At 72.0% G+C, this 19,906-nt stretch carries 26 protein-coding genes and 1 pseudogene; 17 read left to right on the top strand and 10 right to left on the bottom strand.

Annotation, left to right across the window (positions count from 1 at the left end; genetic code table 11):
• The 3 genes from F7Q99_RS34735 to F7Q99_RS34725 all read right to left on the bottom strand — a co-directional run.
• On the bottom strand, positions 1-192 hold a 192-nt coding region (locus tag F7Q99_RS34735; protein ID WP_153469303.1), incomplete at its 3' end, for an MBL fold metallo-hydrolase.
• Between the two features lie 209 nt (positions 193-401).
• Positions 402-956 carry a hypothetical protein gene (locus F7Q99_RS34730; RefSeq protein WP_153469300.1) on the bottom strand — a complete coding sequence of 185 codons (555 nt, stop codon included), beginning with the start codon at positions 954-956 and terminating at the stop codon, positions 402-404.
• Positions 957-984: 28 nt separating this feature from the next.
• On the bottom strand, positions 985-2,289 hold the full coding sequence (locus F7Q99_RS34725; protein WP_195911370.1) for an MFS transporter: 1,305 nt from the start codon (positions 2,287-2,289) through the stop codon (positions 985-987).
• A 101-nt stretch (positions 2,290-2,390) separates the two neighbouring features.
• Here F7Q99_RS34725 and F7Q99_RS34720 point away from each other — a divergent pair, with 101 nt between their 5' ends.
• From F7Q99_RS34720 to F7Q99_RS34710, 3 genes are all read left to right on the top strand, one after another.
• A complete protein-coding gene (locus F7Q99_RS34720; RefSeq protein ID WP_326847476.1) occupies positions 2,391-3,488 on the top strand; it encodes a DUF5937 family protein in 1,098 nt (365 codons plus the stop codon).
• A 38-nt stretch (positions 3,489-3,526) separates the two neighbouring features.
• On the top strand, positions 3,527-4,402 hold the full coding sequence (locus tag F7Q99_RS34715; RefSeq protein WP_153469297.1) for a PhzF family phenazine biosynthesis protein: 876 nt from the start codon (positions 3,527-3,529) through the stop codon (positions 4,400-4,402).
• A gap of 118 nt (positions 4,403-4,520) precedes the next feature.
• Positions 4,521-5,249 carry a dienelactone hydrolase family protein gene (locus F7Q99_RS34710; RefSeq protein ID WP_153469294.1) on the top strand — a complete coding sequence of 243 codons (729 nt, stop codon included), beginning with the start codon at positions 4,521-4,523 and terminating at the stop codon, positions 5,247-5,249.
• An 80-nt stretch (positions 5,250-5,329) separates the two neighbouring features.
• Here F7Q99_RS34710 and F7Q99_RS34705 read toward each other — a convergent pair whose 3' ends face one another.
• Entirely contained in the window at positions 5,330-5,593 is a 264-nt protein-coding gene (locus tag F7Q99_RS34705; protein ID WP_153469291.1) for a ferredoxin, read from the bottom strand.
• On the bottom strand, positions 5,590-6,807 hold the full coding sequence (locus F7Q99_RS34700; protein WP_153469288.1) for a cytochrome P450: 1,218 nt from the start codon (positions 6,805-6,807) through the stop codon (positions 5,590-5,592). Before F7Q99_RS34700 ends, F7Q99_RS34705 begins: the two co-directional genes overlap by 4 nt.
• Before the next feature lie 543 nt (positions 6,808-7,350).
• Between F7Q99_RS34700 and F7Q99_RS34695 the strand changes: the two genes are divergently transcribed.
• From F7Q99_RS34695 to F7Q99_RS34685, 3 genes are all read left to right on the top strand, one after another.
• The gene (locus F7Q99_RS34695) at positions 7,351-8,436 is read left to right on the top strand and encodes an S-(hydroxymethyl)mycothiol dehydrogenase (protein WP_153469285.1); all 1,086 of its coding nucleotides are present in this window, start codon (positions 7,351-7,353) and stop codon (positions 8,434-8,436) included.
• 73 nt (positions 8,437-8,509) lie between these two features.
• Positions 8,510-9,139 carry an MBL fold metallo-hydrolase gene (locus F7Q99_RS34690; RefSeq protein WP_153469282.1) on the top strand — a complete coding sequence of 210 codons (630 nt, stop codon included), beginning with the start codon at positions 8,510-8,512 and terminating at the stop codon, positions 9,137-9,139.
• A 56-nt stretch (positions 9,140-9,195) separates the two neighbouring features.
• Entirely contained in the window at positions 9,196-9,597 is a 402-nt protein-coding gene (locus tag F7Q99_RS34685; protein ID WP_153469279.1) for a pyridoxamine 5'-phosphate oxidase family protein, read from the top strand.
• Positions 9,598-9,606: 9 nt separating this feature from the next.
• On the opposite strand, the gene F7Q99_RS34680 is transcribed toward F7Q99_RS34685, so the two are convergent.
• Together F7Q99_RS34680 and F7Q99_RS34675 are read right to left on the bottom strand one after the other, a co-directional pair.
• Positions 9,607-10,011 (bottom strand): SRPBCC family protein, encoded by a 405-nt coding sequence (locus F7Q99_RS34680; protein ID WP_153469276.1) that lies wholly within the window; start codon positions 10,009-10,011, stop codon positions 9,607-9,609.
• Positions 10,008-10,325 carry a metalloregulator ArsR/SmtB family transcription factor gene (locus tag F7Q99_RS34675; RefSeq protein WP_153469273.1) on the bottom strand — a complete coding sequence of 106 codons (318 nt, stop codon included), beginning with the start codon at positions 10,323-10,325 and terminating at the stop codon, positions 10,008-10,010. The genes F7Q99_RS34680 and F7Q99_RS34675 overlap by 4 nt, the downstream gene beginning before the upstream one ends.
• Before the next feature lie 228 nt (positions 10,326-10,553).
• On the opposite strand from F7Q99_RS34675, the gene F7Q99_RS34670 reads away from it, so the two are divergent.
• Positions 10,554-10,961, top strand: coding sequence for a YciI family protein (locus F7Q99_RS34670; protein WP_153469270.1), 408 nt, complete (start codon positions 10,554-10,556; stop codon positions 10,959-10,961).
• A 7-nt stretch (positions 10,962-10,968) separates the two neighbouring features.
• Positions 10,969-12,114, top strand: a complete 1,146-nt coding sequence (locus F7Q99_RS34665; RefSeq protein ID WP_153469267.1) for an RNA polymerase sigma factor — start codon at positions 10,969-10,971, stop codon at positions 12,112-12,114.
• Positions 12,115-12,222: 108 nt separating this feature from the next.
• On the opposite strand, the pseudogene F7Q99_RS34660 reads toward F7Q99_RS34665, so the two are convergent.
• Both F7Q99_RS34660 and F7Q99_RS34655 read right to left on the bottom strand, forming a co-directional pair.
• Positions 12,223-12,545 (bottom strand): annotated as a pseudogene (locus F7Q99_RS34660) (RibD family protein); the annotation flags it as partial.
• A gap of 239 nt (positions 12,546-12,784) precedes the next feature.
• On the bottom strand, positions 12,785-12,973 hold the full coding sequence (locus tag F7Q99_RS34655) for a hypothetical protein (RefSeq protein WP_153469264.1): 189 nt from the start codon (positions 12,971-12,973) through the stop codon (positions 12,785-12,787).
• Between the two features lie 87 nt (positions 12,974-13,060).
• Between F7Q99_RS34655 and F7Q99_RS42120 the strand changes: the two genes are divergently transcribed.
• From F7Q99_RS42120 to F7Q99_RS34620, 7 genes are all read left to right on the top strand, one after another.
• Positions 13,061-13,633: an IS110 family transposase gene (locus tag F7Q99_RS42120; RefSeq protein ID WP_230211151.1), complete on the top strand. Its 573-nt coding sequence runs from the start codon at positions 13,061-13,063 to the stop codon at positions 13,631-13,633.
• Between the two features lie 266 nt (positions 13,634-13,899).
• The gene (locus tag F7Q99_RS34645) at positions 13,900-14,457 is read left to right on the top strand and encodes a site-specific integrase (protein WP_230211150.1); all 558 of its coding nucleotides are present in this window, start codon (positions 13,900-13,902) and stop codon (positions 14,455-14,457) included.
• A gap of 180 nt (positions 14,458-14,637) precedes the next feature.
• Positions 14,638-15,213: a hypothetical protein gene (locus F7Q99_RS34640; RefSeq protein WP_195911382.1), complete on the top strand. Its 576-nt coding sequence runs from the start codon at positions 14,638-14,640 to the stop codon at positions 15,211-15,213.
• 15 nt (positions 15,214-15,228) lie between these two features.
• The gene (locus F7Q99_RS34635) at positions 15,229-15,540 is read left to right on the top strand and encodes a transposase (RefSeq protein WP_030060918.1); all 312 of its coding nucleotides are present in this window, start codon (positions 15,229-15,231) and stop codon (positions 15,538-15,540) included.
• Positions 15,537-16,202: an IS3 family transposase gene (locus F7Q99_RS34630; RefSeq protein ID WP_153469261.1), complete on the top strand. Its 666-nt coding sequence runs from the start codon at positions 15,537-15,539 to the stop codon at positions 16,200-16,202. The genes F7Q99_RS34635 and F7Q99_RS34630 overlap by 4 nt, the downstream gene beginning before the upstream one ends.
• Positions 16,169-17,566, top strand: a complete 1,398-nt coding sequence (locus F7Q99_RS34625; protein WP_153469258.1) for an IS30 family transposase — start codon at positions 16,169-16,171, stop codon at positions 17,564-17,566. Before F7Q99_RS34630 ends, F7Q99_RS34625 begins: the two co-directional genes overlap by 34 nt.
• Before the next feature lie 37 nt (positions 17,567-17,603).
• Complete coding sequence (locus F7Q99_RS34620) at positions 17,604-17,873, top strand: integrase core domain-containing protein (protein ID WP_153469255.1); 270 nt, start codon at positions 17,604-17,606, stop codon at positions 17,871-17,873.
• A 64-nt stretch (positions 17,874-17,937) separates the two neighbouring features.
• Here F7Q99_RS34620 and F7Q99_RS34615 read toward each other — a convergent pair whose 3' ends face one another.
• Positions 17,938-18,486, bottom strand: coding sequence for a winged helix-turn-helix transcriptional regulator (locus F7Q99_RS34615; protein ID WP_153469252.1), 549 nt, complete (start codon positions 18,484-18,486; stop codon positions 17,938-17,940).
• A gap of 98 nt (positions 18,487-18,584) precedes the next feature.
• On the opposite strand from F7Q99_RS34615, the gene F7Q99_RS34610 reads away from it, so the two are divergent.
• Together F7Q99_RS34610 and F7Q99_RS34605 are read left to right on the top strand one after the other, a co-directional pair.
• Positions 18,585-19,370 (top strand): SDR family oxidoreductase, encoded by a 786-nt coding sequence (locus tag F7Q99_RS34610; protein ID WP_326847475.1) that lies wholly within the window; start codon positions 18,585-18,587, stop codon positions 19,368-19,370.
• A 25-nt stretch (positions 19,371-19,395) separates the two neighbouring features.
• On the top strand, positions 19,396-19,755 hold the full coding sequence (locus tag F7Q99_RS34605; RefSeq protein WP_153469249.1) for a nuclear transport factor 2 family protein: 360 nt from the start codon (positions 19,396-19,398) through the stop codon (positions 19,753-19,755).
• Positions 19,756-19,906: the final 151 nt, after the last annotated feature.

Here is a 19,906-nt window from a genome sequence, read left to right as displayed (position 1 = left end):
GTCGCCGTGGCTGACGAACACCGTGGTCAGCCGCTTGCCGGTGGCCCGGATCCGCTCGGCCAGCCGGCGGCCGTCGGAGCGGGTGAAGCCGGCGTCCACGAGGAGGGCGTCGTTCGGGCCGGTCACCAGGACGGAGGTCTTGTTGAGGGAGCTGTCCGGGCTGTCGATCACCTCGAAGTCGAGGGCGCTCATTAGAGGACCATCCCTTCTCTCTCTCCGAGCGCTTCGCGCAACGGGTACCTCTCGACGACGCGCTCACTTCGTCCGCTCATGGGTGACGGGTCCTTCCTCGGGGCAGGGCAGGCATCGCGCCCAGGATCGGCGCTGGGCGGCCCGCCCGCATCCGGAGAAGGGTCAGCGTCGAGAAGGGCCAGTGGCGAAGAGGCCAGTGGCCAGAAGGGTCAGCGGCGCCAGAGCGTGAGGTCGCTGCTGGTGGCCACTGCCAGGGTTCGGCCGGACGGGGAGAAGCCGGCGGCGCGGAAGGTGGACCCCACCGAGTTGAAGACGTACCACCAGCCCTTTCCGTGTCCGGCCTCCCAGGGGCCGTTGGAGAGCAGGACCCGGTGGTTCGGCCACTCCGGAGAAGCGACCTCGACGTTCCAGCCGCCGCCGCGGTTGTGCAGGCCGCCGCCCCACGTCCCGGCCACGGGGATCCGGACGTCCGAGACCGGGCCGAGGCCGGGGCAGGAGAGGTCCGGGCCGTCCGGGTCCTCCTCGGGGTCGTAGTCGCGCTCCAGCTTCTCGCCGGTGACGGCGTCGAAGAGGCCGTGCCCGGTGACGGACACCACCAGCACCAGGTCGTTGCCGGTGGCAGGGTCGGTGGCGAAGCCGATGCCCTGCAGTCCGCCGACCGGGATCAGGCCCCGGCCGACGGGCTGCCACGGCTTCGGCGGGGCCGTCACCTCGGCGGCGAGGACCAGGTCGTGGAGCCGTTGCTGGAACGGGTGGAGTGCCATGCGGATGATCATCCCATCGGTGCGGGCGTCACTCCGCCGGGCCATTCCGCAGCACCGCGAGCGCCCCCAGCAGCGTGGCGACCGCGAGCGTCGGCCACAGCACCCCCGGCCCGGCCGCCAACAGCGCCGTCAGCACCGCCGGCGCCGCCGCCCGGCCCACACCCATCGACAGCTCCCACCGGGCCAGCGCCCGTCCCAGCAGCTGGGGCGGCGCGGCGGCCGTGACCAGGGCCGTGCCCGAGCCGGTGTAGAGGATCTCGCCGAGCGTGAACAGCACCGAGACCACCGCGATCCCCGCCGCGCCCGGGGCGCCGCCCAGCGAGCCGGCGGCCCAGAACCCCAGGTACGACAGCGCCAGCACCACGCCGGCGGCTGCCATCACCACGCGCCGGGGACGGTTCGTCAACCGCAGCACCAGGGCCAGCTGAAGCGTGATCACCAACACCGTGTTGCCCACGAACACCCCCGACGACCACGCCGGGGACGCCTGCAGACGCAGCACCAGCAGCGCGGGCAGCGCCACCTCCAGCACGTCGAAGCAGAAGGCGTACGGCAGGTTGGCGACGCCGAGCAGGGAGATCCGCCGCATCGGGGTGTGCGGCCCGGCCTCCGTACGGCTCGCGGACGCCCGCGGCGCGGTCACCCGCAGCGAGTGGACCAGGACGGCGGCACCGAGGCAGGCCACCCCCGTCACCCCGGCGAGCACCCGGATCGCACCGGCCCCGCCGCTCACCACCAGCGTGGCCAGCAGCGCGCCCGCGCCCAGACCCGCGTTGCGCAGCGACCGCCCGGCGGCCAGTGCCGCGTCCCGCAGCCGGCCCTCGGTCAGCGTGCTCACCACCGCCGCGTGCGTGGCCGGCCAGGACTGGCTGCCCACCCCGATCAGCACCGCCGCCACCGTGAACCCGGCCAGACCGCCCGCCACCAGCAGCGTCAGCGCGCCCGCCGCTCGCACCGCCAGGGTCGCCGCGGCTGGGAGGGTCCGCCCGCCCCGGTCGATCCAGCGGCCGGTCAGCGGTACCACCAGCAGGCCCGCGACCATCCCCGCCGACATCGCCAGCCCCGCCGCGCCCGCGCTCAGGTGCAGCACGCCGATCCCGTACAGCAGCAGGAACGGCCTCAGCAGGCCGGTGCCCACCGCGTCCACCAGCAGCGCGCCGGCGTACCGCGGCCCGCCGGCGGCGGTCAGCAGGGTCACCAGGGCGGACGGCCCGCGGCGGCTCTCCCCCAGCCTTGGCGGCTGGGAGGTGCCCCCGCCGATCGGCAGGGCGGGCGGCTCACCGGCCCGGGCGGCCGCGTGGTCGTGGACGGCCTTCTCCTGAATCAGACTCATGGCCGACACCGTCCGCCCGCGCAGGCCGCCCGGGCACGTCGATTGACGGTTCCCGTCAATCGACGACGGGGCCCGTCACCGCTGGTGGCAGGATCGACCGCGTGAGTTTGACCATCGACATCACCGGCCTCCCCGACGAACGGCTCGTCTTCACGCCGTCCCCGCTCGCCGAGCTCAACGCGATGCTGCACGTCCTCGCCGAGCCGGGGCACCACCCCGCGCTGCACGGCTGGGCGTCCAGTACGACCGCGGCCATCCCGCCCGAGCTGTCCGAACGGCTCCTGGAGGCCGACTTCCTCTGGCGCTCCTCCCGCGCCGACTTTCTCGTCCCCGGCCTGCCCGGCGCCACCCTCGCCGAGGAGCTCGACGCCGTCGACCGGATCGACGACGAGCTCTTCGTCGCCGCGGCCCTCATCACCACCTGCGGCTCCTCCCGTCTCACCCACCGGATGGCCTCCCCGCTCACCGACCCGGCCGCCAACGAACGGGCCCGCGAACTCGCCCTCGCCCGCGGCCCCCGCCAGGCCGCCTTCGCCGACCGGCTGCTCGCCGACCCGCCCGCCGTCCGCGCCCTGGTGCGGCGGATGCTGGAGGACTGCCAGGCCGCGTTCTTCGCCGACGCCTGGCAGCGTGTCCTGCCCGACCTCGCCGCCGACGCCCGGCACAAGGCCGACCTGCTGGTGCGGCGTGGCCTCGGCGACGCGGTGGCCGCCATCTCCCCGTCCGTCTCGCTGGAGCAGGGCACCGACGGGCGGCGCCGGATCGTCGTCGACAAGCTCCAGGACAACACCACCCGGGCCGCCGACAGCGGGGGAGTCACCTTCATCCCGACCGCCTTCGGCCGCCCCCACCTGCTCGTCGTGCACGCCGCCGGCTGGCGGCCCGTCGTGCAGTACCCCGTCGCCGAGGCAGGACTCCCCGAACCCGTCTCGCTCGCCCTCGTCCAGCAGCGGCTGGAGGCGCTCGCCCACCCCGTCCGGCTGCGCCTCGCCCGCACCATCGCCCGCGGCCCGCACACCACCGGCGAACTCGCCGCCGCCTGGCAGCTCACCGCCCCCGAGGTCTCCCGCCATCTCGCCGTGCTGCGCAAGGCCGGACTGCTCGTCACCCGCCGGCGCGGGCGCTACATGCTGTACGAACTCGACCTGGCCGGCAGCGCCCGGCTCGGGTCCGACCTGCTGGAGGCGGTGCTGCGGTGAGCGGGAACACCCGGCGGGCGCGCGGTGTTCGTCCGGGCATGACCAACGACGTCACGCCTGCCGCGCCTGCCGCGCCCGAGATCCTCCGCTACGCCGCCTTCGCCACCAGCCCCGAGGGCGGCAACCCGGCCGGAGTGGTGCTGGACGCCACCGGACTGTCCGCCGAACGGATGCTCGCCATCGCCGCCGAGGTCGGCTACTCCGAGACCGCCTTCCTCGTCCCCGGCGAGGCCGAAGGCGCCTACACCGTCCGGTACTTCAGCCCGCTTGCCGAGGTGTCGTTCTGCGGCCACGCGACCGTCGCCGCCGCCGTAGCCCTGGCCGAGCGCACCGGCCCCGGGCGGTACGTCTTCACGACCCCGGCGGGCGAGGTGCCGGTCGAGGTGGACAAGGACGCCGACGGCGTGCTGCGCGCCACCCTCACCAGTGTCGAACCGACGGTTGAGGAGGTCACCGAGGCCGACGTCGCCGAGGCGCTCGCCCTCCTCGGCTGGGCCGCCGCCGACCTGGACCCGGCGCTGCCGCCCCGCCTCGCCTACGCCGGCGCCCGCCACCTCGTCCTCGCCGCCGCCACTCGCGACCGGCTCGCCCGCCTCGACTACGACTTCGACGGCCTCGCCGCCTACATGAGGGCCCGTGACCTGACCACCCTCCAGCTCGTCTGGCGGGAGAACGCCCACGTCTTCCACGTCCGCGACCCCTTCCCCGTCGGCGGTGTCGTCGAGGACCCGGCCACCGGTGCGGCCGCCGCCGCCTTCGGCGCCTACCTCCGCGACCGGCACGCCGCCGAGCCTCCGGCCGTCCTGACCCTCCACCAGGGTGACGACCTCGGCCGCCCCGGCATCCTCCGCGTCGAACTCCGCCCCGACGACCCCCGCATCCGCGTCTCCGGCGCGGCGGTGGCGATCGGGTAGGACCGCGCGCGGCCACCAGTCCACTGCCAAAGTCCCACCCTGGAACGGGAGTCGGCCGGCTTGACGATGGCACTACGATGCGTTGCGACGCTTTCCGGCCGAATCTACGGGGGATCTGATGACTGGTCAGTGGCAGGAGCTGGGCACGCCCGGCGGGATCGAGGCGTACGTGCACCGCCCCGAGGGCGAGGTGCGCGGCGCGGTGGTGGTCTGCACCGAGCTGTACGGGGTCAACGACTACATCCGGGGGATCTGCGCCGAGCTGGCGGGCCTCGGGTACGTGGCCGTGGCGCCGGACTTCTACTGGCGCAGCACCCGTCGCACCGAACTCGGCTACAGCGCCGAGGAGCGGGAGGCGGGCCTGGTGCTGATGCGCGCTCTGGAGCGCGACGAACTGGTCGCCGACGCCGCCGAGGCGCTGGCCGCGGCCCGCGGCCTGGCCAGCGGGCACGGGGTGGCGTTCCTGGGAACGAGCATGGGCGGGCACATCGCGGTGCGCGCGGCCACCGAGCTGCGCTTCGAGCTGGCCGCCGTGTTCTACCCGGGCTGGCTGCTGAACCCCGGCTTCCCGTTCGCCGGCCCGGAGGCGCCGCTGGCGACGGCCGAACGCATCGCCGCCAACGGCGTGTACCTGCTGGGCTTCTGCGGCGAGCTGGACCACATCCTTCCGCAGGAGGAGTGGCGGGAGGCGGAGCGGCGGCTGACCGAGGCCAAGGTCGACCACGAGCTGGTGACCTACCCGGGTGCCCGCCACGGCTTCGCCGCCGACCGTCCCGCGGACCACGACGCCGCCGCCACGGCGGACGCCTGGCGGCGCGTGCACGAGGCCCTGGCTCGTCACCTGTAGGTCGTCTGTCGGTCGTCGAACGGATCAGCGGCCGGGCGAGTGTGCGGTGCCGTCTCCGTCGGGACGGCACCGCAGGGCGCTCACTCCGCCGGGGCGATCCGGTGCCCGCCGCGCGCCGAGTACAGGGTCAGCGCCTCGACCGGGCAGAAGTCGACGGCCTCGGTCAGTTCCGGTGTCAGCTCCTCGCCGTCCGCGCCGTGTCCGGCCACCGGCTCCGCGAGTCCGTCGGCGCCGAGGGCCAGCGAGCCGGGGGCGCTGAGGGCGCACATCCCGGAGCCGATGCAGCGGTCCCGGTCGACCCGGACGACCACTGCGTCGGCGCCCGCCTGCGGCCCGGCCGTCACCAGGCGACCTGGAGGGCGTTCGGGCTGCGGGTCAGCAGGCCGCGCCGCCAGTCGATCTGCTCGGTCGGGCGGGCGAGGCGCAGCGAGGGCAGCCGCCGGGCCAGCCGGTGCAGGGCGAGTTCGAGCTCCATCCGGGCCAGCCAGGCGCCGAGGCAGTGGTGCGGCCCGGCGCCGAAGGTGTACATGGGCGCGGCGAGCGGGGAGAACAGTTCGGTCAGCAGGTCTCCGGTGAAGACCTCCGGGTCGACGTTGGCGGCGCCGGTGTCGGCGGCGACCACGCTGCCGGCCGGTATGACGACTCCGCCGATCTCGACGTCCTCGACGGTGCGCCGCAGCAGGCCGGGCAGGTGGTCGGCGTCCCCGAGCGGAACGGCCCGCAGCAGTTGCTCGGTCGCGGCGGCGGCGCTGGCCTCGTCGGAGGCGAGCCGCTGCCAGGCGTCGCGGCCGTCGCCGAGGAGGTAGACGAGGGCGTTGCCGAGGGTGGTCATGGTGGTCTCGTGCCCGGCCACGACGAGGCCGATGACCAGGGTGATCAGCTGCTGTTCGGTGATCGAGCCGTCCTCGGCGGCGGCCGTGAGCAGGCTGCTGACGAGGTCGTCGCCGGGCCGGTCGCGGCGTTCGGCGATCACGGAGGCGCCGAAGGCGGCGAACTCGGCCATCGCGTTGCCGATCGCCTCGGCGCTGTGGGCGATGGTGGAGAGCGCGTGGTCGCTCCAGTGCGCCAGCCGCTTGCCGTCCAGGCCGTCCAGCCCCATGAGCCGGCTGATCACCGCGACCGGGAGCGGGCGGGTGTAGGCGGCGACGATGTCGGCGGGCGGGCCCTGGTCGATCAGTTCGTCGATCAGTGCCTCGACCACGGAGGCGACCCAGGGCCGCCAGCGGGCGATGGCGCGCGGGGTGAACGCCCGTTGCACGGTGCGGCGCAGTCGTTGGTGTTCGGTGCCGTCGATGTTCAGGAGGCTCTGCGGGGCGTCGAGGAGGTTGGGCGTGAGCGAGACGGGCGGCGCGTCCGGCGCGTAGAGCGGGGCGCGGCCGAGGCGCGGGTCGGTGAGCACCTGCCGGACGTCGGCGTGGCGGCTGACCAGCCAGACGGGGGTGCCGGTGGGCAGCGCGCCGAGCCGGGGCGGGCCGGGCTCCAGGTGGCGCAGGCAGTGCAGCGGGACGAGCGGGGCGGTACCGGTGCCGGCACCGGTCGCACTGTTCTCTGCGGACATCCGTACTCCAGACTCCAGGGCGGTGGGCCGCGGGGGCGGCCCGACGGGGGGTGGAACCGGGGAGGTGCGGGGGGACGGGTGGGGCAGGCCGGCGGACGGCTCGGCTCTGGCCGGCGAGGTCGCGCACGGTCGGACGGACGTGGCGCGCGGTGGCGCACGGTCGGGCGGGTCGGGTGCGGTGGGCGTGCCGTGTGTGCTGAGCGTGGTCACGTGGACCGCTTCTGCTACGACCGTACGTGGGCCGCGGTCCGCCCGTCTGCGGTACTTCCGGCCAAGGGCGATGCTTTCCGGGCATTCGATGCGTGCTGACGGGCGCTCAGCGCGGCCTGCACGCCCCTTCGCCGGGCCGGGATCGCGCCGGGGTCCGGGTATGCCGCCGGCATGTGCGGTGACACGGTGGCCCGGATCGCCGCGGCCTTTCCCCGGCTGTCCCGGGTGGTTCCCCGGGACGGCGGCGGCGCGGGCGATACGCTTCGTGGGCAAGTCGTTTGACGCAGGTCACGCCGGGTGCGGAGCCGCCCCGGCCGACGGAGGTGGAACAGGATGGCCCAGCAGGTCAAGGCAGTCATCGCGCGTGCCAAGGGCGCGCCCGTGGAGGTGACCACGATCGTCGTGCCGGACCCGGGCCCGGGCGAGGCCGTGGTGCGGATCCAGGCCTGCGGGGTCTGCCACACCGACCTCCACTACCGCGAGGGCGGCATCAACGACGAGTTCCCGTTCCTGCTCGGCCACGAGGCCGCGGGCGTCGTGGAGTCGGTCGGCGAGGGCGTCACCGAGGTCGCCCCGGGCGACTTCGTGATCCTCAACTGGCGTGCGGTGTGCGGCCAGTGCCGTGCCTGTCGGCGGGGCCGTCCGCAGTACTGCTTCGACACCCACAACGCCCGGCAGAAGATGACGCTGCTGGACGGAACCGAGCTGTCCCCGGCGCTCGGCATCGGGGCGTTCGCCGAGAAGACCCTGGTCGCGGCGGGCCAGTGCACCAAGGTGAACCCGGCCGCCGAGCCGGCCGTCGCGGGCCTGCTGGGCTGTGGCGTGATGGCGGGCATCGGCGCCGCGATCAACACCGGCGGCGTCGGCCGGGGCGACTCGGTCGCCGTGATCGGCTGCGGCGGCGTGGGCGGCGCGGCGGTGCTGGGCTCCCGGCTGGCGGGCGCGGCGCGGATCATCGCCGTCGACATCGACGACCGCAAACTGGAGACGGCCCGCACGCTGGGCGCCACCCACACCGTCAACTCCCGTACCACGGACCCGGTCGAGGCGATCCGCGAGCTGACCGGCGGCCACGGCGCGGATGTCGTCGTCGAGGCGGTCGGCCGCCCCGAGACATACCGGCAGGCCTTCTACGCCCGGGACCTGGCAGGCACCGTCGTCCTGGTCGGCGTGCCGACACCGGAGATGACGCTGGAGCTCCCGCTGCTCGACGTGTTCGGCCGCGGCGGCGCGCTGAAGTCCTCCTGGTACGGCGACTGCCTGCCCTCCCGGGACTTCCCGATGCTGATCGACCTCTACCTCCAGGGCCGCCTGGACCTGCGCGCGTTCGTCACCGAGACCATCGAACTCGACGCGGTGGAGCAGGCGTTCGCGCGCATGCACCAGGGCGACGTGCTCCGCTCGGTGGTGGTCCTGTGAGCGAGCGGAGCGAGCGAACCATCGAGAGGTGCGCGTTGCGCGAAGCGCCTGCCGAGCGAAGCGAGGTAGGCGTATGAGCGTCCGCGTGGAGCGTCTCGTCACGGCCGGAACCTTCGAACTCGACGGCGGCAGCTGGGAGGTGGAGAACAACGTCTGGATCGTCGGCGACGACGCCGAGGCGGTGGTGATCGACGCCGCCCACGACGCCGACGCGATCGAGGCCGCGCTCGACGGGCGCCGCCTGCTGGCGATCGTCTCCACCCACGCGCACAACGACCACATCGACGCGGCCCCGGCACTCGCCGCCCGCACCGGTGCGCCGATCCTGCTGCACCCGGACGACCTGCCGCTGTGGAAGCTCACCCACCCCGAGCGCCTCCCGGACGGCGAACTCGCCGACGGGCAGCGGATCGAGGTGGCCGGCACCGCACTGACCGTCCTGCACACCCCCGGCCACGCGCCGGGCGCGGTCTGCCTGTACGCGCCCGAGCTCAGCACCGTCTTCACCGGCGACACCCTGTTCCACGGCGGCCCGGGCGCGACCGGCCGGTCGTTCTCGCACTTCCCGACGATCATCGACTCGATCCGCGACCGCCTGCTGACCCTCCCGCCGGAGACGGTGGTGCGGACCGGCCACGGCGACCCGACCACGATCGGCGCCGAGGCCCCGGCCCTGCCGGACTGGATCGCCCGCGGTCACTGATGCCCCCATGGCCCCCGGGGGCTTCGTGTTTCCCCGGGGGCCGTACGATCGCGGCCATGGCCCACGACCCGCGCGACCTCGACGACGCCTTCCTCGCCTTCTGGCGCGAGCGCCACATCTCCACCCTGACCACCCACCGCCCCGACGGCTCCCCGCACGTCGTGCCGGTCGGCGTGACGTACCAGCCGGAGACCGGCGTCGCCCGCGTGATCACCAGCCGGACCAGCCGCAAGGCGCGCAACGTCGCCGCCGCCGGGCCCGAGGGCATGCGCGTCGCCGTCTGCCAGGTCGACCGCGCCCGCTGGTCGACCCTGGAGGGCGTCGCCGTCGTCCGCGACGAGCCCGAGCAGGTCGCCGACGCCGAGCGCCGCTACGCCGAGCGCTACCGCGAGCCCCGGGTGAACCCGGACCGCGTCGTCATCGAGATCACCGTGGACCGCGTCCTCGGCCGCGCCTGAGCCGGATCCTCATTCCGCCAGGGCGGGTGCGATCCGCCGCAGCACGCCCGGCCAGCCCTGCCCCATGCCCTGGTGCGCCTGCCGCCCCATCGGGGTGTCCAGGTCGAAGCCCGCGTGTTCCAGCAGCAGCCGCGTGCCGTGCCCCTCCGGCACAAGCCGCCACGTCACGGTGGTGTCCAGCGATCCCTCGGCGAAGCTGTAGCTCAGCAGCCGCTCCGGCTCGACCGCGATCACCTCGCACGGCTGCTGCCCCCACGGCCCCATGTCCAGCGTGAACCGATGCCCCACCACCGCCCTGACGTCCCCCGGCGCCCACCACCGCGCATGCAGCTCGGGTTCCGTCAGCGCCTCCCACACCCGCGCCGGCGGGTACGGCAGGAACTCGTCACAGGTGATGACGGACTTCTCGGTCATCGGTTGTCCTCCTCGTCCAGAAGCTCGCGCAGCGAACGCATCCGCGCCCGCCAATAGCGCTCAAACGGGTGGAGCCACTCCTCGACCTCGGCGAGCGGGGCGGGCTCCAGGTGGTAGTACCGATGCCGACCGCGCGGCTCCTCGCGCACCAGCCGGGCGTTCTTGAGCACCGCCAGATGCTCGGAGACCGCCGGCCTGCTGAGCTCGAAGTCGCCGGCCAGTTCACCGGCCGCCCGTGGCCCGGCTCGGAGGCTCTCCAGCAGCTTGCGCCGCACGGGGTTGGCCAGCGCGCTGAAGACATCGACATCCGCCATGCCACCACCATGCGTCGGAGACTCCCGACATGTCAACTTCTTCCGACGCATGTCGGGATCTGGCCGGCGGGCCTTGATGAGAGCGGGGCGCACCCACGCAGCGCACGGCAGGCTCATCCACGAAAGCCCGAAAAATATTCGGACGGCGATGTCGAGAACCCGTGACCGGCTCCGTCCCCGGGGTGAACGCGACCACAATGGGTCGCACCAGCACCGAGGAGAAGCACCATGGCCAAGTACCTGCTGCTCAAGCACTACCGCGGAGCCCCGGCCGCGGTCAACGACGTACCGATGGACCGGTGGACGCCGGAGGAGATCTCGGCGCACATGCAGTACATGTACGACTTCGCGGCCCGGCTCGAGAAGACCGGCGAGTTCGTCGACGGTCAGGCGCTGGCCCCCGAGGGCGCTTGGGTCCGCTACGACGGCGAGGGCCGCCCGCCGGTCACCGACGGCCCGTTCGCCGAGACCAAGGACCTCATCGCCGGCTGGATGGTGATCGACGTCGACAGCTACGACCGCGCCGTCGAGCTGGCCGGGGAACTGTCGGCCGCCCCCGGGGCGGGCGGGAAGCCGATCCACGAGTGGCTGGAGGTGCGCCCGTTCCTGGCCGCGCCGCCCACCATCACGGAGTGACCCGCTGATGAACGAGGCCCTGATCCGGAGCCTCACGCCGAGCGTACTCGCCGTCCTCGTCCGCCGCGGAGCCGACTTCGCGGCGGCCGAGGACGCCGTGCAGGACGCGCTGGTCGAGGCCATCCGCGTCTGGCCCGCCGACCCTCCGCGCGACCCGAAGGGCTGGCTGGTCACCGCGGCCTGGCGCAAGTTCCTCGACGCCACCCGCGCGGACACCGCCCGCCGCCGACGCGAGGACCTCGTCGACCAGGAGCCGGCACCCGGCCCCGCGCCCGCGGTGGACGACACGCTCCAGCTCTACTTCCTGTGCGCCCACCCGTCACTGACACCGGCATCCGCCGTCGCGCTCACCCTGCGCGCCATCGGCGGGCTGACCACCCGCCAGATCGCTCAGGCCTACCTGGTACCCGAGGCGACCATGGCACAGCGGATCAGCCGGGCCAAGCGCACCGTCTCCGGCGTGCGGTTCGACCAGCCCGGCGACGTCGCCACCGTGCTGCGCGTCCTCTACCTGGTCTTCAACGAGGGCTACTCCGGTGACGTCGACCTCGCCGCCGAGGCCATCCGGCTCACCCGGCAGCTCGCGGCTCAGGTCGACCACCCCGAGGTGGCAGGGCTGCTCGCCCTCATGCTCCTCCACCACGCCCGGCGTGCCAGCCGGATCGCGCCCGACGGCAGCCTGGTGCCGCTCGCCGAACAGGACCGCACCCGATGGGACACCGCGTTGATCGCCGAGGGCGTCGAGATCCTGCAGGCGGCCCTCGCCCGCGACCGGCTGGGCGAGTTCCAGGCCCAGGCCGCCATCGCGGCACTCCACGCCGACGCGCCCACCGCCGAGGAGACCGACTGGGTGCAGATCGTCGAGTGGTACGACGAGCTCACGCGCCTCACCGACAGCCCGGTCGTCCGCCTCAACCGCGCCGTCGCCGTCGGCGAGGCGGACGGACCGCACGCCGGCCTGGCGGCACTCGCGACGCTTGACGCCGCCCTGCCTCGCCACACCGCGGTCGCGGCGTACCTCCACGAACGCGACGGCGACCTGGCGACGGCAGCACGGCTGTACGCCGAGGCGGCCCACAAGGCCCCCAACCTCGCCGAACGCGACCACCTGACACGCCAGGCCGCCCGCCTCAACGCCCACTCTCGTCGCTGACGGGCCGCGCTCGAGTGCGCCGAAGTCGACGGTGGGGGCCGGTGCTGACGACGTCGGCAAGGCCGTCGAGCGTCTCCCGGACCTTCGGTGCGGCAGCTCAGTGGTCTAGACGACCTTCTTGTCGCCGAAGTGCCAGAACTTGAGGTCCCGGCCCAGATCGCCGCTGGCGGAGATGGTGACCTTGAGCGGGTAGTCGGGCTTGCCGGCCGCGATCCGGTCGGCGCGGCGCTTGTCGCTGTTGACCAGCAGACGGGGATCGCCGCTGCGCAGGGTGTTCCGCCGATGAGGATGGCGTCGGATTCGGCTCGTACCTGGTCGACGCGGTCGAAATCCTCCGCGTTGGACAGCAGCAGGCGCTCGGGGGAGGCGTCGTCGATGTGACCGTCGACGGAGGTCGCGACCCTCAACAGGACGAAGGGGCGGGAGGCCATCGGCGGTCCATTCTCTCGGGACAACGGGGCTCTGATTGGTCATCACACTTCATGGAGCAGGATGCTGTCGAGCGCCTGCCGGAAGTGGGCGACTTCCGCTACGCCTCGACACCCTTGCAGCAGGGTGTCGAGGTGCGCCAGCTCGGTGAGGATCCGGGCCGACCTGGTCGTCGTCGCAATCGACAGCGCCGAGGTAGCGGTTGTGGCGGCGTGCTCGGGACCGTCGGTGTGGAACTGGGCTATGGCCGAGCGGGCGAGGCGCGCTGGGCCTTCACGTAGGGCTCGTTGAGCCACCGGCCTCGGCCGAACGGTGCCTCCGGCGGCTTGGCGAGCAGCGCGAGAGCTTGGTCGAAGGCACGCTGGGCTGTCTTCTCGTCGCCGAGCAGTGCGTGCCCGTGGGCCGCGTACACCGCGCCCATGGCGTTCAACCGAGTTCCCGAGCCGGCCAAGCGCTGGGCCGCTGCGGCGAGGTCGATCGCCTCGACTGAGTCCTGCTGCCGGTGACCATCCCCGGCATGAACACCCGGGCGGCCGAGGTGGTTCTGGCGGAGATCGGCGCGGACATCACGCGGTTCCCCTCGACTGCCAACCTGGCCTCCTGGGCGGGAGTCTGTCCGGGGTCGACGACGCTGAATGGCAGGCCCGGGGAGCTGGTCGCCTCGATCGCGAGTCGGTGGTGCTCGGCGGGAAGGTCGTCGGTGGTGAGGACGGTGGACCCCGCGCCTTGCGACTTGTTGCCGGGCGCGTCCGGATCGGCCTGTACGTGTTCCCGCGCGCAGCACCCGGTCGCCGAGGACCACCACCCGAAACTGGTGTGCCCGTCCTTGGTGAAGTTGCGCGCCTCGCGGGAGAGTAACCAGTCCTGGCCGGATGCGGCCGACAGGCCGTGTGGCGCGACCAGCCCAGCGACGATGGATTTCTCGTTGCCTGAGGATGCGAGATCCTCCGGCAGGCGGGAGCCACCGACGGCACGGACCGAGACCGACCTCGCGATCCGCATCCAGCGGCGTGATCGAGCAAGACAGGGCGCGCTGAATCCGTGTCACTCCGGTGACGTCCACCGAGGTCACCGAGATACCCACTGGTAAAGATCAATTGGGATCGGACGTTCGATCACCGACTTGCGGCGGCGAGCAAACCACCTTGCCCGCTGGCGGAAGTGCTCAGCGGCTCAGGACTGGTGCTGTGCGACATCCCGCGAGTTCACCTGAGCCCCGCTGAGTCCCTGCGCCCGTGGCCAGGGGGTTGTTCCTCCTTCGGGTGCTCTGCGGACTTGTGACGTGACTTCGGGATTCTTGAAGCGTTCTCCTCATCCGACCGATCCACAGTCGGGCCGAAGGTGAGGGGGCTTGGGTTGGCGGCGCTGGCAGTCGTACGGGACCTGCGCGAGCACTGGGCGCCCGCGTCGGCGGAGGAACTGAAGCAGTTCGAGACCGACGCGCTATTCGGGTTCGTCCTCGCACGCGCCTCGGCAGGACTGGCTGACGGCACGATCCGCGGGGATGTCGGGCATCTGGACCAGTCAGGTCCTGGCACGAAGGACGCCCAGCTGCGGATCCCGCCGAGTGAGCCAGAGGTCGGAACGCTCTTCGCCGGCTGGGGTGGTGAGCTGGCCACGTGCCGAAAGTTCGCTCCTACCGCGCGGAACTACACCGCCTCGAAGCTGCTGTCCCAGGTCGGCCTGCGGGTGAGCGAGGCATGCGGGCTCGATCTGGACGACATCAAGTGGGACCTGGGCCGCTTCGGCAAGCTCCACGGCCGCCACGGCAAGGGCACCCGCGGATCGGGCCCGCGTGAGCGCATGGTGCCGCTGATCAACGGCGCCGACCGGACCCTTCGGTGGTTCATCGAGGACGTCTGGGGCCAGTTTGACGACGACCACACCCGCCTCGGCGCCCCGCTGTTTCCCTGAGCGGAAGAACGCCGACGGCTCCTCGCGTCGGATTGGCGACGACGCCCTGCGAGGTGGACTCAAGGACGCGGCCAAAGCGCACCTGCCCGCTTGGGGCGAGAAGCTGACCCCACATGTCCTGCGGCATTTCTGCGCGTCCCGACTCTACGGTAACGGTGCGGCGGCCGGGTCGAGCCGACCGTGCTCCAACCGCTCGCACCCGACAAGATCGACCGCTCCGTCGCCGCGGCCACCACCCCTGCCGCCAGGCTTGTCCTCGCTCTCGCGGCGGTGCACGCGGCCCGGGTCGCCCAGATCGCCACTCTCATGCTCGACGATGTCGACATCGGGAACCGCCGCCTGACCATCGCCGGCCGTGTCCGGCCCGTCGACGATCGCACCCTGAAACTACTGCTGGCCTGGCTGGAATACCGGCGCGAGCGCTGGCCGAACACGGCCGACCTCCACCTGCTGATCAACAACCAGACCGCTACGGGCACTGGTCGCGCCAGTAACCGCTGGATCCGTGGGCCCCTGCGCGGCCAGGAGGCGACTTTGGAACGGCTCCGCGTCGATCGACAACTCGAAGAGGCCATGGTCCAGGGCCCTGACCCCCTCCACCTTGCCGAGGTGTTCGGGCTTCACGAGAAGATCTCAACGACTGGGGAGGGTTGGCAGGTATCACGCCGGCGACAAGCCGGTGCCGCGAGGCTGGTCAGGTTGAGCTGCACTGATCTTCGTGGAGTCCTTGAAGCCTGGGTTACGATCCAGGCGTAAGGAGAGCCACGAGCAGTGCCAGCACCACGCAAGTACCCCGATGAACTCCGCGAGCGCGCCGTCCGCGAGGTCCGCTCGACCGGCCGCCCGGTGGCCCATGTCGCCCGCGACCTCGGCATCCACAAGGAGGCCCTGCGGTCCTGGGTCCGCCAGGCCGAGGCTGACGCCGGCGAGCGCGACGACCGCCTGACCAGCTCCGAACTGGAAGAGCTGAAGCAACTCCGTAAAGAGAACGCCGAGTTGAGGCGGGCCAACGAGATTCTCAAGGCCGCCAGCGTGTTTTTTGCCCAGGAGATCGACCGTCCCCGGACGAGGCCGAGCAGGTGATCGACCACCTGCGAGAGGGCTTCGGGGTCGATCCCGTGTGCCGGGTGCTGGACCTGTCGCCCTCGACGTACTTCGCGCGGAAGACGCGGCCGAAGTCCGCCCGCCGGTTGCGCGACGAAGAGCTGATTCCGTTGGTCACAGCCGTGTGGGAGGACTCCGGCCGCACCTACGGAGCCCGCCGGGTCACCCGCGCGCTGGTCCGCGCCGGCCACGCGGTGGCCCGCTGCACGGTCGAGCGGCTGATGCGGGAGCTCGGGATCGAGGGCGTCATCCGCGGGCAGCGGCGTCGCACCACGGTCCCCGAGCCGACCGCGCCGCGTCCGCCGGACCTGGTCAACCGGCGGTTCACCGCCGAGCGCCCGAACCAGCTGTGGCTGGCCGACCTGACCTACATCCGCACCTGGTCGGGCTGGGTCTACGTGGCGTTCGTCCTGGACGCGTACTCCCGCCGGATCGTGGGCTGGCAGGCCGCCACCCACATGCGCACGGACCTGCCGCTGGACGCCCTGGAGATGGCGCTGTGGCGGCAGAAGATCAAGAAGGACGCCGGCCTCATTCATCACAGCGACCGCGGGTCACAAGGTGGATTCAACTGGTCGTCGCAACACCTCGATTGTGGAGGTGTCGGATGGGGCGGCCTGCGGGGTGGACGACGAAGGTGACGGGGCGTCCGGCGATGCGGTCGCCGGGCCGGCCGCCGGTGCGTCGGGATGTGGAGCGCGCGTTCTGGTTGAAGATCGCCGAGGGACTCACGAGCGAGGATGCCGCGCTGGCGTGCGGCGTGTCCGGGCCGGTCGGTTCGCGGTGGTTCCGCGATCGTGGCGGGATGCCTTCGATCCAGCTCAGTCCGCTGTCAGGTCGGTATCTGTCGTTCGCCGAGCGCGAGGAGATCGCCCTGCTGAGGGCCCAGGACACCGGCGTGAGAGAGATAGCCCGCAGGCTGGGGCGCTCGCCGTCGACGATCTCTCGGGAGCTGCGGCGCAACGCGGCCACGAGGTGCGGGCGGCTCGACTACCGGGCCTCGATCGCGCAGTGGAAGGCCGAGCTGGCGGCAGGCCGGCCGAAGACCGCGAAGCTCGCGGCCGACGAGCGGCTGCGCGAGTACGTGCAGGACCGGTTGGCCGGCTTGATCCAGGCTCCCGACGGGAGGCTGGTGCCGGGTCCGGCGACGCAGGAGTGGAAGGGGCGGAACAAGCCCCGCCGTCAGGACCGGCGTTGGGCGACGGCGTGGAGTCCGGAGCAGATAGCGAAGCGGTTGCTGGTCGACTATCCGGACGACGAATCCATGCGGATCTCGCACGAGGCGATCTACCAGGCCCTCTACGTCCAGGGCCGCGGCGCGCTCGAGCGTGAGCTGGTCACGTGCCTGCGGACCGGGCGTGCCCTTCGGGTTCCGCGCTCGCGCGCCCGCCAGAAGGCGGCCGGTCACGTCACGCCCGACGTGATGATCAGCGAGCGTCCCGCCGAGGCCGAGGACCGGGCCGTCGCGGGCCACTGGGAAGGCGATCTGATCATCGGGACGAACCGGTCCGCCATCGGCACGCTCGTGGAGCGCACGACCAGGTTCACGATCCTGGTCCACCTTCCGCGGATGGAAGGCTACGGCGTCGAGCCAAGGGTGAAGAACGGCCCCGCGCTGGCCGGCTACGGAGCCGAGGCGATGCGCAAGGCCCTCACGGCCCAAATGGCCAATATCCCACAGCAGTTGCGCAGATCGCTGACCTGGGATCGAGGTAAGGAGCTCGCCCAGCACGCCCAGCTGAAGGCCGACACAGGCATCGCCGTCTACTTCGCCGACCCGCACAGCCCCTGGCAGCGGGGCACGAACGAGAACACGAACGGGCTGCTGCGGCAGTACTTCCCGAAGGGCACGGACCTGGCCCGCTGGACCGCCGGCGACCTCGAAGCCGTCGCCGGCGCGCTCAACACCCGGCCGCGGAAAACACTCGGCTGGAGAACTCCTGCGGAGGCCCTCGACGATCAGCTACTCTCGCTCCAAACCAGCGGTGTTGCAACGACCCCTTGAACCCGGTCAATACGTGTCCATTCGCTACACAGAGCGATTGGTCGAGGTCGGCGCCTCGGCGTCCGTGGGCTCCGTCGCCGATTCGTACGACAACGCGATGGCCGAGGCCCTGAACGGCACGTTCAAGGCCGAACTGATCGAGCATCAGGGTCCGTGGCGGGACTTCGACGAGGTCGAGCGGGCCGTCTTCCAGTGGGTCGCGTGGTACAACGGTGAACGACTCCACTCCGCCCTCGGCTACGTTCCGCCCGACGAATACGAGCAGGCGTACTGGGCGAGCCTGGAGGAAGTCCCGCAGACCGCTTGATCATACGATCGCGGACTCCACGAAACTCGGGGCAGCTCAGGTGCAGCCCGTGCTGCGGCCCTGCTCAAGGCTGTACGAGATCTTCCGGGCCTACTTTCGCCTCTTCCGCGGGAATGGCCGGCCGTGCCGCGTAGCGGCTGCGCATCGCGTCGCTGGCTGCGGGGCCCGCGGTGAAGACGTAGGCGGCGCTGTCGTCGAGTCGGCGGCCGGTTTTGGCGTCGACGACCACGGGCTCGACTTCCTCGCCGCTGTGCGCGTCGACGAGGATCATGCTGCGCTCCGTCGGCGTGAGGCGGGAGTTGCCCCACGCGGCCAGGGCGACGATCACCGGGCGCAGGGAGCGCCCGAGTTCGGTCAGGACGTACTCGTGCCGGACAGGGCTGGTCTGGTAGGGCCGACGCTCCAGCAGACCGTCCGCGACCAGGGTCTTCAGCCGGGTGGTGAGCATGCTGGAGGAGATGCCCAGGCTCTCCTGGAACTGGTCGAAGCGGGTGTAGCCGTCGAAGGCGTCGTGGAGGATCAGCAGTGTCCACCACTCGCCGACGTGTTCCACCGTCGTGGACAGCGGGCACTCCCGGTCCTCCAGCCTGATCCGGCTTGCCACGGCGACCATCCCCTCCGTTACTGCTAAAGTCGAAGTTAGTAGCTTCTATTTTAGCAGTAGAGACGGGAGTGGCGCCTCGTATACCCGCGCCCGGGACGGAGCACAATGTGACCACCTTCATCAGCGAATCCCTCGAAGGCCGACGCGCTCTGGTCACCGGCGGCACCAAGGGCACCGGAGCCGCGATCGCCCGGCGGCTCGCCGAGGCCGGTGCGACCGTGCTGGTCACCGCCCGCAGCCGCCCCGACAACGTCGAGGAGAAGACGTTCATCGCCGCCGACCTGTCCACCGCCCAGGGCGCCGCCCACGTCGCCTCCGAGGTGGACGCCCGCATAGGAGGCGTCGATATCCTGGTCAACACCCTCGGCGGCTCCCAGGCGCCAGCAGGAGGATTCGCCGCGCTCGGCGAGGACGACTGGGCAAGGGAGCTGAACACGAACCTGCTGGCCGCCGTCCGCCTGGACCGCGCGCTCCTCCCGCACATGATCGCCACAGGCAAGGGCGCGATCGTGCACGTCACCTCGATCCAGCGCCGCATGCCGCTGTGGAACGGCACCCTGGCCTACGCCGCCGCCAAGGCCGCCCTGACCACCTACAGCAAGGGCCTGGCCAACCAGGTCGCCCCGCACGGCGTCCGCGTGAACACCGTCTCGCCCGGCTTCGTCCAGACCTCGGCCGCCGACAACCTCGTCACCCGGATCGCCCACGAGGCCGGCATCAGCCAGGAAGCGGCGCTGGGCCGGCTCATGGACTCCCTGGGAGGCATCCCGCTCGGCCGTCCCAACCGGCCCGAGGAGGTCGCCGAACTCGTCGCCTTCCTCGTCTCCGACCGCGCCTCGGCCATCGTCGGCGCCGAACACGTCATCGACGGCGGCACCACCCCCACCGTCTGAACCCGCCACCACCATCAGGAGCGTCATGCACGACAACCAGCCCCGGACCATCACCCCGGACGACCTGCCCGAGGTGATCACCCGCTACCTCACAGCGCACCGCGTCCACGACACCGCCACCGCGGTCACGACGTTCACCGACGACGCCACAGTGATCGACGACGGCAACACCTACCAGGGCAGCGCCGCGATCGAACGGTGGCTGGACCGATCCGCCACCGAATTCACCTACACCATCCACCTCACGAACGCCCAGCAGACCGACACGGCCCACTACATCGCCACACACCACCTCGAAGGCAACTTCCCCGGCGGCACCATCGATCTCCGCTATCGGTTCACGCTGCGCGACGACCTCATCGAACACCTCGCCATCGAACCCTGAACCCGCTCCCACACCACCTATTCCCGGCCAGGGGAGAGGCTCCACCCACTCCAGACCGCCCCGTCCCAGCCCTCGTACCCATCCAGCCACCTGACCAAGAGCCAGCCCTCAAGTTCGGCAACCCGCAGATCAGCACTTGCACGCCTGAGGA

This window comes from Streptomyces kaniharaensis, assembly GCF_009569385.1.
GTDB lineage: Bacteria > Actinomycetota > Actinomycetes > Streptomycetales > Streptomycetaceae > Kitasatospora > Kitasatospora kaniharaensis.
Note: the sequence above shows the minus strand (reverse complement) of the source record. Positions and strands in the feature narration are given on the sequence as shown.

Coding starts and splice junctions, on each gene's coding strand:
- F7Q99_RS34710 (WP_153469294.1), top strand. CDS start 4,521: ATGACTGGTCAGTGGCAGGAGCTGGGCACGCCCGGCGGGATCGAGGCG.
- F7Q99_RS34730 (WP_153469300.1), bottom strand. CDS start 956: ATGGCACTCCACCCGTTCCAGCAACGGCTCCACGACCTGGTCCTCGCC.
- F7Q99_RS34715 (WP_153469297.1), top strand. CDS start 3,527: ATGACCAACGACGTCACGCCTGCCGCGCCTGCCGCGCCCGAGATCCTC.
- F7Q99_RS34625 (WP_153469258.1), top strand. CDS start 16,169: ATGGGGCGGCCTGCGGGGTGGACGACGAAGGTGACGGGGCGTCCGGCG.
- F7Q99_RS42120 (WP_230211151.1), top strand. CDS start 13,061: ATGAACACCCGGGCGGCCGAGGTGGTTCTGGCGGAGATCGGCGCGGAC.
- F7Q99_RS34605 (WP_153469249.1), top strand. CDS start 19,396: ATGCACGACAACCAGCCCCGGACCATCACCCCGGACGACCTGCCCGAG.
- F7Q99_RS34695 (WP_153469285.1), top strand. CDS start 7,351: ATGGCCCAGCAGGTCAAGGCAGTCATCGCGCGTGCCAAGGGCGCGCCC.
- F7Q99_RS34670 (WP_153469270.1), top strand. CDS start 10,554: ATGGCCAAGTACCTGCTGCTCAAGCACTACCGCGGAGCCCCGGCCGCG.
- F7Q99_RS34675 (WP_153469273.1), bottom strand. CDS start 10,325: ATGGCGGATGTCGATGTCTTCAGCGCGCTGGCCAACCCCGTGCGGCGC.
- F7Q99_RS34690 (WP_153469282.1), top strand. CDS start 8,510: ATGAGCGTCCGCGTGGAGCGTCTCGTCACGGCCGGAACCTTCGAACTC.
- F7Q99_RS34680 (WP_153469276.1), bottom strand. CDS start 10,011: ATGACCGAGAAGTCCGTCATCACCTGTGACGAGTTCCTGCCGTACCCG.
- F7Q99_RS34615 (WP_153469252.1), bottom strand. CDS start 18,486: ATGGTCGCCGTGGCAAGCCGGATCAGGCTGGAGGACCGGGAGTGCCCG.
- F7Q99_RS34700 (WP_153469288.1), bottom strand. CDS start 6,807: ATGTCCGCAGAGAACAGTGCGACCGGTGCCGGCACCGGTACCGCCCCG.
- F7Q99_RS34725 (WP_195911370.1), bottom strand. CDS start 2,289: ATGAGTCTGATTCAGGAGAAGGCCGTCCACGACCACGCGGCCGCCCGG.
- F7Q99_RS34665 (WP_153469267.1), top strand. CDS start 10,969: ATGAACGAGGCCCTGATCCGGAGCCTCACGCCGAGCGTACTCGCCGTC.
- F7Q99_RS34685 (WP_153469279.1), top strand. CDS start 9,196: ATGGCCCACGACCCGCGCGACCTCGACGACGCCTTCCTCGCCTTCTGG.